The 15,873-nt window shown below is 71.5% G+C and carries 14 protein-coding genes; 10 read left to right on the forward strand and 4 right to left on the reverse strand.

Features of this window, described 5'->3' with window-relative positions; translation table 11 throughout:
• From ACWEVN_RS05295 to ACWEVN_RS05310, 4 genes are all read left to right on the forward strand, one after another.
• A partial coding sequence (locus tag ACWEVN_RS05295) for a tetratricopeptide repeat protein (RefSeq protein ID WP_452050370.1) occupies nt 1–2,105 on the forward strand: 2,105 nt, incomplete at its 5' end.
• Between the two features lie 103 nt (nt 2,106–2,208).
• Nucleotides 2,209–2,718, forward strand: coding sequence for a hypothetical protein (locus ACWEVN_RS05300; RefSeq protein ID WP_449680968.1), 510 nt, complete (start codon nt 2,209–2,211; stop codon nt 2,716–2,718).
• A 78-nt stretch (nt 2,719–2,796) separates the two neighbouring features.
• Complete coding sequence (locus ACWEVN_RS05305) at nt 2,797–3,174, forward strand: SPW repeat protein (protein WP_449680969.1); 378 nt, start codon at nt 2,797–2,799, stop codon at nt 3,172–3,174.
• 153 nt (nt 3,175–3,327) lie between these two features.
• A complete protein-coding gene (locus tag ACWEVN_RS05310; RefSeq protein WP_452050371.1) occupies nt 3,328–4,782 on the forward strand; it encodes an MFS transporter in 1,455 nt (484 codons plus the stop codon).
• A gap of 47 nt (nt 4,783–4,829) precedes the next feature.
• On the opposite strand, the gene ACWEVN_RS05315 is transcribed toward ACWEVN_RS05310, so the two are convergent.
• The 4 genes from ACWEVN_RS05315 to ACWEVN_RS05330 form a co-directional block, all read right to left on the reverse strand.
• Nucleotides 4,830–5,900, reverse strand: a complete 1,071-nt coding sequence (locus ACWEVN_RS05315) for a DNA polymerase ligase N-terminal domain-containing protein (protein WP_449680971.1) — start codon at nt 5,898–5,900, stop codon at nt 4,830–4,832.
• A 193-nt stretch (nt 5,901–6,093) separates the two neighbouring features.
• The gene (locus ACWEVN_RS05320; RefSeq protein ID WP_452050372.1) at nt 6,094–8,103 is read right to left on the reverse strand and encodes an ABC transporter ATP-binding protein; all 2,010 of its coding nucleotides are present in this window, start codon (nt 8,101–8,103) and stop codon (nt 6,094–6,096) included.
• The gene (locus ACWEVN_RS05325) at nt 8,100–9,833 is read right to left on the reverse strand and encodes an ABC transporter ATP-binding protein (RefSeq protein WP_452050373.1); all 1,734 of its coding nucleotides are present in this window, start codon (nt 9,831–9,833) and stop codon (nt 8,100–8,102) included. The genes ACWEVN_RS05320 and ACWEVN_RS05325 overlap by 4 nt, the downstream gene beginning before the upstream one ends.
• Nucleotides 9,827–10,489, reverse strand: a complete 663-nt coding sequence (locus tag ACWEVN_RS05330) for a TetR/AcrR family transcriptional regulator (protein WP_449680974.1) — start codon at nt 10,487–10,489, stop codon at nt 9,827–9,829. Before ACWEVN_RS05330 ends, ACWEVN_RS05325 begins: the two co-directional genes overlap by 7 nt.
• A gap of 358 nt (nt 10,490–10,847) precedes the next feature.
• Between ACWEVN_RS05330 and ACWEVN_RS05335 the strand changes: the two genes are divergently transcribed.
• The 6 genes from ACWEVN_RS05335 (at nt 10,848) to ku (ending at nt 15,771) form a co-directional block, all read left to right on the forward strand.
• Nucleotides 10,848–12,107 carry a sensor histidine kinase gene (locus ACWEVN_RS05335; protein ID WP_449680975.1) on the forward strand — a complete coding sequence of 420 codons (1,260 nt, stop codon included), beginning with the start codon at nt 10,848–10,850 and terminating at the stop codon, nt 12,105–12,107.
• Complete coding sequence (locus ACWEVN_RS05340; RefSeq protein ID WP_103341531.1) at nt 12,104–12,541, forward strand: roadblock/LC7 domain-containing protein; 438 nt, start codon at nt 12,104–12,106, stop codon at nt 12,539–12,541. The genes ACWEVN_RS05335 and ACWEVN_RS05340 overlap by 4 nt, the downstream gene beginning before the upstream one ends.
• 20 nt (nt 12,542–12,561) lie before the next feature.
• Nucleotides 12,562–12,936, forward strand: coding sequence for a DUF742 domain-containing protein (locus ACWEVN_RS05345; protein ID WP_449680976.1), 375 nt, complete (start codon nt 12,562–12,564; stop codon nt 12,934–12,936).
• Nucleotides 12,911–13,540, forward strand: a complete 630-nt coding sequence (locus ACWEVN_RS05350; RefSeq protein ID WP_449680977.1) for a GTP-binding protein — start codon at nt 12,911–12,913, stop codon at nt 13,538–13,540. Before ACWEVN_RS05345 ends, ACWEVN_RS05350 begins: the two co-directional genes overlap by 26 nt.
• A 17-nt stretch (nt 13,541–13,557) precedes the next feature.
• Nucleotides 13,558–14,784, forward strand: coding sequence for a styrene monooxygenase/indole monooxygenase family protein (locus tag ACWEVN_RS05355; RefSeq protein WP_452050374.1), 1,227 nt, complete (start codon nt 13,558–13,560; stop codon nt 14,782–14,784).
• Nucleotides 14,785–14,868: 84 nt separating this feature from the next.
• Nucleotides 14,869–15,771: a non-homologous end joining protein Ku gene (ku, locus tag ACWEVN_RS05360; protein WP_452050375.1), complete on the forward strand. Its 903-nt coding sequence runs from the start codon at nt 14,869–14,871 to the stop codon at nt 15,769–15,771.
• Nucleotides 15,772–15,873 lie beyond the last annotated feature (102 nt).

Below are 15,873 nucleotides of genomic sequence, written 5' to 3' on the forward strand. Positions count from 1 at the left end.
GCGCCGCCGGGGCGGGCAAGTCCGCGCTGGCGGTCCAGGCCGCCTGGCGGGCCCGCCGCCGGTTCCCCGACGGCCAGCTGACCGCGTCACTGCGCGCCCCGGACGGGACTCCGGCGGAACCGGCGGCCGTCCTGACGGGCTTCCTGCGCCGGCTCGGCGCGACCCCGGCCGAACTCGCCGACCGCGGCGGGCTGGCCGGGCTGTGGCGCGGCTACACCGCCGACCGCCGGCTGCTCGTGCTGTTCGAGGACGCCGTGTCGGAGGCCCAGGTGCGCGCCCTGCTGCCGAGCGGGCCCGGCTGCGCCACGCTGGTCACCACCCGCCGCGAACTGCCGGGACTGTGCGGGGCACGGGCGATCCCGGTCCCACCACTGTCCACAGAGGACGCCTGGGCGCTGCTGGCGGCGATCGCGGGGGAGGACCGTCTCCGGGCGGAACCCGAAGCGGCACAACGGGTTCTCGGCCACTGCGCCGGGCTCGCCCTCGCCGTCCGGATCGCCGGCGTCAAGCTCGCGACGCGGCCGAACCAGTGCGTCGGCGACCTCGCCGCGCGGCTCTCCGACGACCGCCGCCGGCTCGACGAGCTGACCGCCGGCGACCTCGGCGTCCGCGCCGCGGTGACGTCGGCGCTGCGCGAACGGCCCGCCGCCGAGGTGTCGCTGCTGCGGCTGCTCGCCGCCTTCGGCGTCGCCGTCCCGGACTGGTGCGCCGCGGCGCTGCTCGACCGGCCGCTCGGCGAAACCCGCGACCGCCTCGACGACCTGGCCGCCACGCACCTGCTGGAACCGGCCGGGCCGCGGTGGGCGGTGCCCCCGTTCGTGCGGCTGGTACTGGCCGAGACCCCGGCCGACGAAACCGCGCTGCGCCAGGCGTGCGAAGCCGCGCTGGCGCACGCCGAACACGCGCGTGGCCGTCGAGCACCCGGGCTGCCGAAGCCGGACCCGGTGATCGCCCGGCGGATCGCGGCCGACCCGGCGGCCTGGGCGGCCGAGGAGACCGGCCTGCTCGCCGCCGCCGTCCGGCTGGCGGGCGCGCACGGCCCGCCCGAGCTGACCGAACGGCTCGCCGACGCCTGCACCGCGCTGGCCGGCACCCCGTGGCTCGGCCACGCCGCCCGCGCGGTCTCGGTGCTCGGCCTGGCCGCGGCCCGCCGCCGCCGCGACCCGCGCGCGGAGGCCGAAAAGCTCCACAACCTCGGCGCGGTGCACTGGCAGCACGGCCACTGGCACCGGGCCCAGGCCTACTTCGTCATGGCCGAGCAGCGCTACCGCGCCCTCGACGACCCGCACGGCACCGGCGTGGTGCTGGCCGCGCTCGCCGACGTCCACCTCGACGGCGGTGACCCGCGGGCCGCCGAGGCCGAGCTGCGGGAGGCGCTGGGGCTGCTGCGCGAGTGCGGGGACCGCCGCGGGCAGGCGGCGGCGGCCGCGCAGCTGGGTTCCCTGGCCGAGGACGTCGGGGACGTCCGGCGCGCGGTCGAGAGCTTCGAGGTGAGCATGCTGCTCGCCCGGGAGTGCGACGACGGGCGCGGGCACGACCACGCCGCCAAGCGCTACGCCGACGTCCTGCGCCGCCACGGCGGCCGGGATCAGGCGGCCGACCTGCTCACCGGTGCGCTCGGCGGCGCCGTCCGCACCCGCGAGCGGCACTGGGAGGCCCACGTCCTGCGCAGCCTCGGCGACCTGCACACCGACGCCGGGGAAGTCGCCGACGGACAGCGGTTCCTGACGCGCTCGCTGGCGCTGTTCGAGCAGATCGGGCACCGGCACGCCGCCGCCTACACCCACCGCAGCCTCGCCGAGGCCCGCCGGCGCGCGGGCGATCCGGCGGGCGCGCGCCGGCACCTGCTGCTCGCGCTGGACGTCTTCCGGGAACTGCGCGACCGCCGCGGCGCCGGGTATGCGCTGCTCAGCCTCGGACGGACGCACGCCGAAGCCGGCGACAGCGGCGAAGCGGAACGGTTGCTGCGCTCCTCGGCCGGGCTGTTCCGGGAGCTCGGGTTCCCGCTGTGGGAGCTGCGGGCGCTGCACGAAATCACCGCCGTCACCAGCACTTCCCCGGATCGCGACCGGACTCGTGAAGTCTTGGCGAAGATCAGGACCTGACGGCGTCCCGGCCCGGCGCGCGGCACCGGGAGTTTGGCGAAGTTATGGCCGGCCCGATTTGGCTCACCCCCGTCCGGATCATCGCACGGTAGGGAGACAGGTCATGCCGGGACAACGGATGCTGGCGCGGGTGGCACTGGGGCTGGCCGCGTCCGCCGCGACGGCGGTGTTCGCCACCATCGGCACCGCCCAGGCGACCGAGCAGGTCACCAAGCTCACCCAGGCGCAGGCCGCGTCGCAGCTGTCCGCCGCCGGTGTCACGCACTCGTCGAGCGGCGGCTGCACCAACCGCAACAACTCGACGTGCACGTCGTACGAGCAGATCAACCAGAGCACGGTCAGCGGGGTCATCACGCTGAAGCGGGCCAGCGGCTGCGCCGTCAACATCACCGGGGGCACCGAGACCGGGCACGCGTCCGGCACCTACAGCCACTGGAACGGCTACAAGGTGGACATCTCGCACAACAGCTGCATCGACGCCTACATCAAGAACAGCTTCGGCTACGCCGGCCTGCGCGGCGACGGCTACCCGCAGTGGAAGGCGGCCTCCGGCAACCTCTACTGCGACGAGGGCAACCACTGGGACATCACGTACTACACCTGCGGCTGCTGACCGGACCGGGGCCTGCCGCGGGCAGGCCCCGGTTACCGGCTGCGACGAGCGGGTACCTCTCCGGGTGGAGGTGAGGAGATGACATCCCCCCGAACCCGGGCGCCCCGGCACCGCACGGCGGTGCTCGGCGCGGCCGCCGGAGTGGTCCTGCTCGCCGGGCTCTACCTGGTCCTGGCCCCGTGGCTGACCGGCTTCGGCGGCGCGGGCGTGCTGGCGCTGAGCGACACCCTGGTCGGCCTGGTCCTGATCGCGCTGGCGATCGCCCGCACGGCCACCCGCAGGCTCGCGCTGATCGGCTGGGTCATCCCGGTCCTCGGCGCGTGGGCCGCCGGTTCGCCGTGGCTGCTCCGGCACAGCGGGGAGACCCCGCCGTCGGCGGGCGCCCTGGTCGGCAACGTCGTGGCCGGACTGGTGGTCGTGGTGGCCGGGATCGCGGTGCTCGCCCGGAAGAACTGAGCCCGCTTCGAAGGGACGTGCCCGCGCGGAGTTCGCACGCGGGGAGAAACCGCTGTGCAATCGGGAGGAAGGGCGCGGACCGCCGGATCCGTACGGTCGACGCACGCCTACGGACCGCGGAGAAAATGCCCTCTCCGCTCGAAGGAGAGTGCAGTGAACGTCGCCCAGGCAGCGCCCGCATCGGTGGCGTCGGGTCTCGACTCGCGCCGCTGGAAAGCCCTCATCCTGCTCTGCACGGCCAACTTCATGGTGATCCTCGACGCGCAGATCGTCATCATGGGCCTGCCGTCGATCTCGGCGGACCTCAAGCTCTCGCCCGTCGCGGCGCAGTGGGCCCTCTCGGCCAACCTGCTCACCTTCGGCGGGTTGCTGCTGCTGGGCGGCCGCGCGGCCGACCTGCTCGGCCGGCGGAAGGTGTTCATCGCCGGCACCGCGTTGTTCCTGCTGGTGTCCCTGCTGTCCGGGTTCGCCTGGAACGCCGAGGTCCTGCTGGTGGCCCGGGCCCTGCACGGCGTCTCGGCCGCGCTGATGGCGCCGACCGCGTTGTCCATCCTGACCAACACCTTTCCCGAAGGCCGCGAGCGCAACAAGGCGTTCGCCGCGTGGTCCGGGATCGCCTCCATCGGCGCGACCGTCGGCCTGCTGCTCGGCGGCACGCTCATCGACTGGCTGGGCTGGCAGTCCATCTTCTTCGTCAACGTCCCGGTCGCGCTGCTCATGCTGGTGCTGAGCCCGGTGCTGCTGCGGGAGAGCAAGGACGCGGGCAAGCAGCGGACGTTCGACCTCGCCGGCGCGGTCGTCAGCACAGCCGCGCTGGGCCTGCTGGTCTACATCCTGGTCGAGGCGCCCGCGAAGGGCTGGGTCAGCTTCCACACGCTCGGCCTGGGCGTGGTCTTCCTGGTGCTGGTCGCGCTGACGCTGGTGATCGAGAAGCGGTCGGCGGCGCCGCTGGTGCCGCTGCGGCTGTTCCGGTCGCCGGCGCTGGTCGGCGGCAACGTCGTGACGGCGATCGTCGCGGCGCTCGCGTTCGGCATGTCGATGGCGATCTCCCAGTTCTCGCTGGGCGTGCTGCACTACACCGCGCTCGAGTTCGGCCTCAGCCAGTCGGCGATGCCGATCGCGGCGGTGGCCGGTGCCTACCTCGCGCAGGCCCTGCTCAACCGCATCGGCATCCGCATCGTCTCGGTCGCCGCCGTGGTGCTGCTCGGCATCGGTTCCTACCTGCTGACCGGGATCTCGCCGACCGGCAGCTACTGGGCCGACGTCTTCCCGGCCCTGCTCCTGTTCGGCCTGGGCCTCGGCGGCGGCCCGGTCGCCCTCGCGGCGGCGGCCCTGAACGGCATCGCCAAGCGCGACGCGGGCATCGCGTCCGGCTTCAACACGGCGGCCTTCCAGATCGGCGGCGCGATCGGCGTCGCGATCGTCTCCACGGTGATCGCCGCGCACATGGCGCAGGCGGCCACGAACCCGGCGGCGATCCTGGAGGGCTTCACGCAGGGCTTCGTGGCGTGCGTGATCTTCGCGGCCGTGGGCCTCGTGCTGGCCGTGGCGCTGCTGCGCAAGCAGAGCAGCCCGGTCCAGGTGGTGCCGGAGCAGCGGACGCACTGAGTTCCGGACACGGACGGCCTCCCCGGATTCCGCCGGGGAGGCCGTCTTCACGTGGTGATCCGGAGCCAGTCGCCGTCGGCCTTGCCGGGCCGGTAGTCGCCGCCGGCACGTTTCGCGTAGATCCCGCCGAGGCCGTGTTCGCGCGCGGCCGCCAGCACGGCTTCGCCGCCGCCGCGGAAGTACCGCGGCACCTGCCAGGCCCCGCCGGACAGACCGAGATCGGCGAGCATGTCCCGCCGTTCGAGATAGGGCAGCTCCAGCGTCGCCCGGCCGTCGTAGTGCAGCAGGTCGTAGGCGAAGAAGAAGGCGGGGCAGTGCTTGGCCATCCGCTTGGCGTCGGCCCCGTCGGCCCGGCTGCGGCGGGCGAGCCCCGCGGGATCCGGCCGGCCGTCGCGGACCACGACCATCTCGCCGTCGAGCAGCACCTCCGTCGAGCCGAGGGTTTCGCCGAGCTTGTGCAGCTCGGGCCAGCGCCCGATGACGTCGGCACCGGTCTCGTCGTGCGCGGCGATGCGGCCGCCGGACACGCACAGCATCGTCCGGGCGCCACCCCAGTCGAACTCGTAGGCCCAGTCGTCGTCTTCGGCCGGCAGCTCGCCCGGCACGGCGGCCATGGGTTCGAGGAATTCGGGGGAGTCCTCGTGCCCGTCTTCGGCCGGATCGAGGCGGCGCAGGGTCCAGTCGCCTTCGTCCTCGGGGTTGTGCCGGTTGAGGAACAGGTACTTGCCGTTCGCCTTCCCGCCGTGGAAGACGACCTCGACCTTGTGGTCGTTCCAGTGCAGCGTTTCGTAGCGGCCGGTGTCCCAGATGGCCATCCACCCGCCCCCGTACTCGCCGGCCGGGATCTCGCCTTCGAAGTCGAGGTACTCCATGGGGTGGTCTTCGGTGTGCACGGCCAGGCGCGTGACGCCGGGGGAGCGGGGAAGACCCTTCGGCACCGCCCACGACACGAGCACGCCGTCGCGCTCCAGCCGGAAGTCCCAGTGCAGCCGCGAGGCGTGGTGCTCCTGGATGACGAACAAGTCGTTCCCACCGGCAACGGGCGAGCCTTCGGGCCACGGTTCGGGAGTGCGCTCGCGGGCGCGCTTGCGGCGGTATTCCTCGAGTTTGTCGGCCATGGCCGCCCCAGTACCCCTTCCGCTCGAAGGCTTCCAGGGTACCGGGGTGGGCGGGGCTCCGGTGGTCGCGGGCCCGGCCGGCGCAGGGCGCGTCGAACCGCCCCGGTCCCCGACGTCACCGCCTGGCGGCAGCGGTGACCAGTCGCCGATGGCTCACCCCCGGCGCCGGACGCCGGGGATGAGCCATCCGCACTCAGTCCGTCTCCGCCATCGCTTCGGCGAACTGGGCCGCGTACAGCCGCGCGTACGCGCCGCCGCTGTGCAGCAGTGTTTCGTGGTCGCCCTGCTCGACGATCTGGCCGTGCTCCATCACCAGGATCACGTCCGCGTCGCGGATCGTCGAGAGGCGGTGGGCGATGACGAAGCTCGTGCGGCCGGTGCGCAGCGAGTTCATCGCCCGCTGGATGAGCACCTCGGTGCGGGTGTCGACCGAGCTGGTCGCCTCGTCGAGGATGAGGATCACCGGCTTGGCCAGGAACGCCCGGGCCACCGTGATCAGCTGCTTCTCGCCCGCGCTGACCGTGCCGCCCTCGTCGTCGAGCACCGTTTCGTACCCGTCCGGCAAGGTGCGGACGAACCGGTCCACGTGCGTCGCCTTCGCCGCTTCGACGATCTCCTCGCGGCTCGGGTCGTCCGCGCCGTAGGCGATGTTCTCCGCGATCGTGCCGCCGAACAGCCACGCGTCCTGCAGCACCATGCCGGTCTGGTCGCGCAGCTCCTCGCGGTTCATCTTCGCGATGTCGACGCCGTCGAGGGTGATCCGCCCGCCGTCCAGCTCGTAGAACCGCATCAGCAGGTTGACCAGCGTCGTCTTGCCCGCACCCGTCGGGCCGACGATCGCCACCGTCTGACCGGGCTCGACGGACAGCGAGAGGTTCTCGATCAGCGGCTTCTCCGGCAGGTAGCGGAACGAGACGTCCTGGAACTCCACGCGGCCCCGGATCACCGCCGGCCGTTCCGGCGACGCGGGCTCGGGCGCCTGCTCCTCGGCGTCGAGCAGCGCGAACACCCGCTCGGCCGACGCCACCCCGGACTGCAGCAGGTTCGCCATGCTGGCGATCTGCGTCACCGGCTGGCTGAACTGGCGCGAGTACTGGATGAACGCCTGCACCTCGCCCAGCGTGAGGCTGCCCGACGCGACGCGCAGCGCGCCGATCACCGCGACCAGCACGTAGCTCAGGTTGCCGATGAACATCATCGCCGGCTGGATCATCCCGGAGATGAACTGCGCCTTGAAGCTCGCCTGGTACAGCGTCTCGTTCTGCTTGTCGAAGATCGCCGCGGACTCCTCGCGGCGGCCGAACACCTTGACCAGCGAGTGCCCGGTGTACATCTCCTCGACGTGGGCGTTGAGCTTGCCCGTCGTCGACCACTGCTTGATGAAGTTCGGCTGCGCCCGTTTCCCGACCTTCGCGGCCACGACCGCCGACAGCGGCACGGTCAGCAGCGCGATCAGCGCCAGCAGCGGCGAGATCAGGAACATCATGATCAGCACGCCGATCACCGTCAGCAGCGACGACACGATCTGCGACAGCGTCTGTTGCAGCGACTGCGCCAGGTTGTCGATGTCGTTGGTGACGCGGGACAGCACCTCACCGCGCGGCTGGCGGTCGAAGTACTTCAGCGGCAGGCGCGCGAACTTGTCCTCGACCTCCTGGCGCAACCGGTACACCGCCTGCTGCACCAGCGTCGTCGTCAGCCGGGCCTGGATCAGGCCGAAGAACGACGAGATGACGAACAGCGCCAGCACGACCAGCAGGATCCGGCCGACCTTGTCGAAGTCGATGCCGACCCCCGGCACGAGGTCGACCCGGCTGTAGATGTCGGCGAGCGTGCCGTCGCCGCGGGCCCGCAGGCCGGCGACGATCTGCTCCTTCGTGACCCCCGGCGGCACCTGCTTGCCGAGCACGCCGGCGAGGATGGCGTCGGTGGCCTGGCCGAGGATCTTCGGCCCGATCACGGTCAGCGTGACGCTCGCCGCGCCGAGCACGAGGACACCGATCAGCGCCACCCGCTGCGGTCGCAGCAGCTGCAGCAGCCGTTTCAGGGAACCCTTGAAGTCGAGCGCCTTCTCCGCCGGCGCGCCGCCGCCCATCCAGCGGGCACCGGGCCCGGCGGCGCCACCGGTGTTCTTGTGCCGTTGGGCGGTGGGCCGTTCGCCGGCGTCGGTGACGGCGGCTTTCGGCGTTTCCGTCGTGCTCACGCCGCCTCCTGCTCGGTCAGCTGGGACAGCACGATCTCCCGGTAGGTTTCGTTGCCGTCCATGAGTTCGTGGTGGGTGCCGGTGCCGACGACGCGGCCTTCGTCGAGGACGATGATCCGGTCCGCGTTGCGGATCGTGCTCACCCGCTGCGCGACGATGACCACCGTCGCGTCCTTCGTCTCCGACACCAGCGCGCGGCGCAGGGCCGCGTCGGTCGCGTAGTCGAGCGCCGAGAACGAGTCGTCGAACAGGTAGATCTCCGGCTTGTGCACCAGCATCCGCGCGATCGCGAGGCGCTGGCGCTGGCCGCCCGAGACGTTCGTGCCGCCCTGGGCGATCGGCGCGTCGAGACCTTCGGCCATCGCTTCGACGAACTCCTTGCCCTGGGCCACTTCCAGCGCGTGCCACAGCTCTTCGTCGGTCGCGTCCGGGTTGCCGTAGCGCAGGTTGCTCGCCACCGTGCCGGCGAACAGGTACGGCTTCTGCGGCACGAGCCCGACCGCGCGGGCGAGCACCGCCGGGTCGAGGTCGCGCACGTCGACGCCGTCGACCTTCACCGTGCCGGCGGTGGCGTCCATCAGCCGGGGGATCAGGTTGAGCAGCGTCGTCTTGCCGGTGCCGGTCGAGCCGATCACGGCGGTGGTCTCACCCGGCCGCCCGATCAGCGAAATGTCGCACAGCACCGGCTTTTCCGCGCCGGGGTAGCGGAATTCGACCCCGGACAGCTCCAGGTGACCGTGCACCGCGCCCGGGCGGATCGGCGACACCGGCGGCCGGACGCTCGACTCGGTGCCGAGCACCTCGCTGATCCGCTCGGCGCTGACCTCCGCGCGCGGCACCATCATGAACATGAACGTGGCCATCATGACGGCCATCAGGATCTGCAGCAGGTAGGACAGGAACGCCGTCATGGCGCCGATCTGCATGCTGCCGGAGTCGATCCGCTGGCCGCCGAACCACAGCACCGCGACGCTGGACACGTTCATCACCAGCATCACGATCGGGAACATCAGCGCCATCAGCCGCCCGACCCGCAGCGACACGGTGAGCAGCTCGTCGTTGGCGACGTCGAAGCGCTGCCGTTCATGCTTGTCGCGCACGAACGCCCGGATCACCCGGATGCCCATGATCTGCTCGCGCAGGATCTGGTTGATCCGGTCGATGCGCACCTGCATCAGCCGGAACGCGGGCCGCATCTTCGCGATGATCAGCCCGACCGAGACCGCGAGCACCGGCACGATGACCAGCAGCAGCGACGAGAGCGGCACGTCGAGGTTCAGCGCCAGGATGATGCCGCCGACGCACATGATCGGCGCGGACACCATCAGCGTCAGCGTCATCAGCACCAGCATCTGGACCTGCTGGACGTCGTTGGTGGTGCGGGTGATCAGCGACGGCGTGCCGAACTGGCCGACCTCGCGGGCCGAGAAGTCCTGCACCCGGTGGAAGACCCCGGCGCGGATGTCCCGGCCGATCGCCATCGCCGTGCGGGCGCCGAAGTAGACCGCACCGATCGAGCCGACGATCTGGGCCAGCGTGACGGCGAGCATCATGGCGCCGACCCGCAGGATGTAGCCCATGTCGCCCTTGATCAGGCCGTTGTCGACGATGTCGGCGTTCAGCGTCGGCAGGTAGAGCATGGCGATCGTCTGCACCAGCTGCAGTGCGACGATCACCCACAGCGTGCCCCGGTATGGGCGCAGGTGGCTGCGGAGGAGCTTGACTAGCACAACGATTCCCCCAGTGGAGTGGTGGTGGTCGGTTCGGGTTTCCGTTCGGTGCCGCCGGTCAGGGTCGGCATCCCGGCGGCGAGTTCGTCCAGCAGCCGCTCCAGCGTCGGCAGGAGCGGTTCGCCTTCGGTGAACCAGTTCACGAAGGCGACGCGGACGGCACTTTCCACCGAGGACGCCATCAGCCGGCACAGCAGGTGGTCCACACCGCCCACCCGTTTCGCGATCGTTTCGGCGAGGACCCGCTCGACCGCCGCGTGGGCGTTCAGGAACTCGCCCCGCAGCATGAGCCGGCCCATCAGCTCCCGGATACGCGCAACATACGCGCGATCCGGCTCGCCATCACGCGAATATTGCTCCAGCACCGCCTGCTTGACGGAGGTCCAGAGCGGCTCGCCCTCGGGCCGGGCGAGCAGGGCTTCGCGCATCCCCTCGTGCCGGTCGACGACGACCGAGCAGACCGCCTGCTCCTTGCTGGAGAAATAGTTGTTGAATGTGCGGGGCGAGACACCCACCTCGGTGGCGATGTCCTCCACCCGGACGTTCTCCAGCCCCCGCTCGAGCGTCAGCCGCAGGGCGGCCTGCGCGAGCGCCCGGCGGGCTTCGCGCTTCTTCCGCTCGCGCAGGGTCAGCTTCGGTGGTTCTTCCGGCGGCATGTGCAGAGTGTAGCGAAAAACTTGCGTGCCCCGCAAATTTTTGCGTGGCACGCAAGTTTGGGACGAATCGGGCACGACCTGCGGTTTCGGGGTCAGGGCCTGCCTGGACTGCGGGTTCGGCGGCCGTGTGCGCTCCGTTGCGACCCGCAATTTGCAAAATTGAACCGAATGGCCTAATCCACTGCGCTCACCAGCGGCGACGCTCCGAAATCATGATCACGCACGGCGATCGCGCGGGGACCGGCTGTGGACATCCCACGAACCTTTCTGCTTGCATGTCCCGCATCGCCGCCCGGGGGTCGGCGCAGCACACGCATTTCCCAGAAAACACACACGTTCAAGGAAGAAGTGGGACCACATGGCGAGCCGGGCCCGGGAACTCCTGGATCGATCACGCGTCCTGCTGGACCGCTCGCGGGTCGCCGCCGCGCAGTTCCTCACCGCGCCCCCGAAGCACCCCGGGTACGCGCCGCCGGCCGGCCCGGCGTTCGTGGAGCTGACCCGGCCGGAGCCGGTGGCCGCGCCGTCCGGCGAAGATGCGCCGTCCGGCGAAGGCGTGCTGGCCGAGATCTGCGCCAGCGTCGCCCTGCGTGACCTCAACCTCCTCGACCAGCTCCTCGCGCGGCTGGAGGAGCTGGAGGCGGGGGAGGAGGACCACCACCGCCTCGCCGAGCTCTACCAGCTCGACCACCTCGCCACGCGGCTGCGGCGCAACGCCGAGAACCTGCGCGTGCTCGCCGGGCAGGACACCGCCGGCGACGCCGCCCGCGCGACCTCGGTGCTCGACCTGATGCGCGAGGCGATGTCGTCGATCAACCACTACGCGCGGATCACCATCGGCCGCGTGGTCAACCTCGGCGTCGTCGGCTTCGCCGCCGAAGACCTGGGCCGGGTGCTGGCGGAGCTGTTCGACAACGCCGCCAACCAGTCCTCGCCGAGCTCGCCGGTGCACGTGAGCGCGCACCTGACCGAGCAGGGCAGCGTGCTCGTCCGGATCGAGGACGAGGGCATCGGCATCCCCGCCGACCGGATCGGCGACCTCAACGCGCGGCTGGCCGCGGGCGGCGACCTCGACGACGCCTCGGCGCGGCACATGGGCCTGGCCGTGGTCGCCCGCCTGGCCGCCCGCCACGGCGTCACCGTGCGGCTCGACCGCCGCAGCCCGCACGGCACGGTCGCCACCGTGCTGCTGCCCACCGGCGTCGTCACCGAGCTCGCCGAGCACGCGTGGTCGGGGACGCGCACCGTCACGGTCGAGCCGGTCAAGACCGGCGCCGGGCCCGAGCCGGCCACCGTCGGCGGGTTGCCGCGCCGCCGCGCCGGGACCTTCCCCCGCGAGTCGCCGGAGCCGCTCACGGCCCGCAAGCCCAGCCCGCGGCCCCGCCCGGTCGAGGGCACGGTCGGCGGGATCACGGCGAACGGCCTGCCGCGCCGGGTGCCCGGCAGCATCCGCGGGGCCGCGCCGGAACCACCGCCACCCCCACCAGCGCCCGCCGAGGACGCGGCCGGGCACGAGCGGCTGCTCGCCGACCTCGGCGCGTTCGCCGACGGCGAGCAGGCCGCGCTGGCGGAGAACCGCACCCGGCACGACGAGACGCCCGGAGGAACCGCCCGGTGAGCGCGCCCCACTCGGCCACGGCGAACTTCGCCTGGCTGCTCGACGACTTCGTGCGCAAGGTGCACGGCGTCAGCCACGCGCTGATCATGAGCGTGGACGGCTTCCCGCTCACCGCGTCGGACTCGGTCGGCGAGGCCGAAGCCGAACAGCTCGCGGCGATCGCCAGCGGCCTGCTCTCCCTGGCGGGCAACAGCGCCGCGCTGTTCGGGAAGGGCGCCTGCGAGCAGATCATCATCCGGCTCACCCACGGCTACTTCCTGTTCATGGGCATCGGATCCGGTGCCGGGCTCGCGGTGCTGACCTCGGGCGAGGCGGACATGAAGGTGGTCGCCTACGAGATGACCCAGTTCATCACCAACGCCGGCCACGCGCTCACCCCCGAGGTGCGCGCGGAGCTGCGGCAGGTGCTGACCGCGCGCCGGCCCCGGATGTGACGCCCGTGCCCGAGGATGTGATGCCCGTGTCCGAAAAGGACACCACACTGCCCCGCCGGCACCGCCGGATCCGCGCGTACGCGCTCACCGGCGGCCGCACCGGCACGCGCCACCAGTTGCTGGTGGAGACGCTGATCTCGGTGCCGCGGTACGACCCGGCGCTGAGCGACACGCTGATGCCCGAGTCGCGTTCGCTCTACGAACGCGCCCGGGTGCGCTGCTCGGTCGCCGAGCTGTCGGTCGGGCTGGACCTGCCGCTGGGTGTGGTGCGGGTGCTGCTCGGCGACCTCGCCTCCCAGGGGGCGGTGTTCGTCCACCCCACCGCGCACGCCTACCACCACGACACCAACGTGCTCGAGAGGATCCTTGATGGGCTCAAGCGGCTCCCCGCCTGAGGGCGATCTGCTGACGATCTCCGCGAAGATCGTCGTCGCCGGGGGCTTCGGTGTCGGCAAGACCACCTTCGTCGGTGCGGTGTCGGAAGTGCCGCCGATGAGCAACGAAGCGTGGATGACCGAGGCCGGGGAAGGCGTCGACGACCTGCCGCCGGGCAACAAGTCGACCACCACGGTGGCGATGGACTTCGGGCGGATCACGTTGCGCCCGGACCTGCTGCTCTACCTGTTCGGCACGCCGGGGCAGGCGCGGTTCTGGTTCCTCTGGGACGACCTGAGCCGCGGCGCGCTGGGCGCGGTCGTGCTGGTCGACACCAGCCGGATCGACGAGTCGTTCGCGGCGATCAACTACTTCGAGAACGACTCGGAGCTGCCGTTCGTGGTGGCGGTCAACCAGTTCGAGGGCAAGCCGGTGCACGACCTCGACGAGGTGCGCGACGCCCTCGCGCTCGACCCGGCCGTCCCGCTGGTCACCTGCGACGCCCGCGACCGCGCGTCCACCATCGCCACCCTGACCGAACTGGTCGGCCACACGCTGTCGCTGGCGGTGCTCTCCGGCCCGGCGGGCCGCGAGCTCGCCGGCAGCGCCGCGCCGCACGCCTGAGAAGGAGAACGAGCTCCATGCGCAAGGTCCTGGTCGTGGGCGCCGGGCAGTCCGGCCTGCAGCTGGCCCTCGGGTTGCAGGCGAAGGACTACGACGTCACCGTGATGTCCGCGCGGACGCCGGAGGAGATCCGGAACGGGCGGGTGATGTCGACGCAGTGCATGTTCCACGACGCCCTGCAGCACGAACGCGACCTCGGGATCAACCTGTGGGAGGCCGAGACGGTCAACGTCGAAGGCCTCGGCGTCTCGGTGGCCGCGCCCGACGGCGGCCGCGCGCTCGACTGGTTCGCCGAGCTCGACCACCCCGCGCAGTCGGTGGACCAGCGGGTCAAGATGGCCGGCTGGCTCGAGCTGTTCGAGGACCGCGGCGGCAAGCTCGTCATCCACGGCGTGATGACGTCCGAGCTGGACGCGCTGGCCCGGCTCTACGACCTGGTGGTCATCTCGGCCGGCAAGGGCGAGCTGGTCCAGCTGTTCGACCGGGTGCCCGAGCGCTCGCCGTACACGCGGCCGATGCGCGCGCTGTCGCTGGTCTACGCCCACGGCGTGGGCCGGCGGCCGGAGCACCCGGACAAGATGGGCGTCCGGTTCAACATCGTCCCCGGCGTCGGGGAGCTGTTCATGATCCCGGCGTACACGCTGAGCGGGAACTGCGACATCCTCTTCTTCGAGGGCGTGCCCGGCGGGCCGCTGGACTGCTTCGACGACCACCCGGGCCCGGACGAGCACTTCCGGCGCGTGCTCGACCTGATGCGGCAGTTCGTGCCGTGGGAGTACGAGCGCTGCCGCGACGCCGAGCTGACCGACTCGAAGGCGACGCTCGCGGGCGGCTACCCGCCGGTGGTCCGGCACCCGGTCGGCACCTTGCCCGGCGGGGCGATCGTGCTGGGCATGGCCGACGTCGTCGTGGCGAACGACCCGATCACCGGGCAGGGCTCGAACAACGCGAGCCACTGCGCGGCGACCTACCTCGACGCGATCGTCTCCCACGGCGACCGGCCGTTCGACGCGGCCTGGATGGAAGCGACGTTCGAGCGCTACTGGGAGTACGCCCGGCACGTGACCGAATGGACCAACGCGCTCCTCCTGCCGCCGCCCCCGCACGTGCTCCAGATCCTCGGGGTCGCGGGCCAGAACCCCGCGGTCGCGCGGCGGTTCGCCAACGGATTCACCGACCCGGCGGACTTCCAGCACTGGTTCATGGACCCGGCGCTCTGGGAGAAGTACCTGGCAGTGGTCTAGATCAGACTGTCGCCCCGGGTCGATTCCGGCTACCGTGGTCACGTTGCGTGAAGACGACAGCGTGGTTCAGCGGAGGTGCGTGGCATGCGGGCGATGTGGAAGGGCTCGGTGTCGTTCGGGCTGGTCAGCATCCCGATCCAGATGTACGCGGCCACCGAGAACAAGAACGTCTCCCTGCGCCAGGTGCACGAAGCCGACGGCGGCCGCATCCAGTACAAGCGGTTCTGCACGATCGACGGCCAGGAAGTGCCGTACGCCGAGATCGCCAAGGGCTACGAGCTGCCCGACGGCGAGATGGTGGTGATCACCGACGCCGAGATGGCCGAGCTGCCGCTGGCCACCCAGCGCACGATCGACGTGCTGGAGTTCGTGCCGCTGGAGTCGATCGACCCGATCCAGTACGACCGGACCTACTACCTGGAGCCGCAGAAGAACGCGGTGAAGCCGTACGTCGTGCTGCGGGACGCGCTGCACAAGTCGAGCCAGGTGGCCATCGCGAAGGTCGCGGTCCGGCAGCGGGAGAGCATGGCGGTGCTGCGCGTGCACGCCGACGTGCTGGTGATGACCACGATGCTGTGGCCGGACGAGGTCCGCGAGCCCGACTTCCCGTTCCTGCGCGACGACCCGCCGCAGATCCGGCCGCAGGAGGTCACCATGGCCGGGTCGCTGATCGATTCGCTGGCCGAGCCGGTGTTCGAGCCGGAGAAGTACCACGACCACTACCGCGAGGCCCTCGAGGAGATGATCGAGGCCAAGGTCGCGGGGGACGAGACGACCAAGCCCGCCGCCGTCACCGCCAAGGCCGAGGTCGTCGACCTGATGGCCGCGCTGCAGGCCAGTGTGGACGCCGCGAAGAAGTCCCGGCAGTCCTCTTCGGAGGCCGCTGCAGCGTCCGAAGAATCCGAAGCTCCCGCAGCGTCCGATGAGGACGAGGAGCCGGCGAAGAAGAAGCCGGCCACCCGGAAGCGGGCGCCCAAGTCCGCCTGAGTGCGCTCGGACGGGTGGTTGTGCCGACACGCCGCCCGGCTCCCGCGCCCGCGCGCTCCCCGGTCCTACCTTGGGGTGCACGAGCGCGGAAAGGCGGTGCGG

This window comes from Amycolatopsis sp. NPDC003861 (assembly GCF_053605405.1).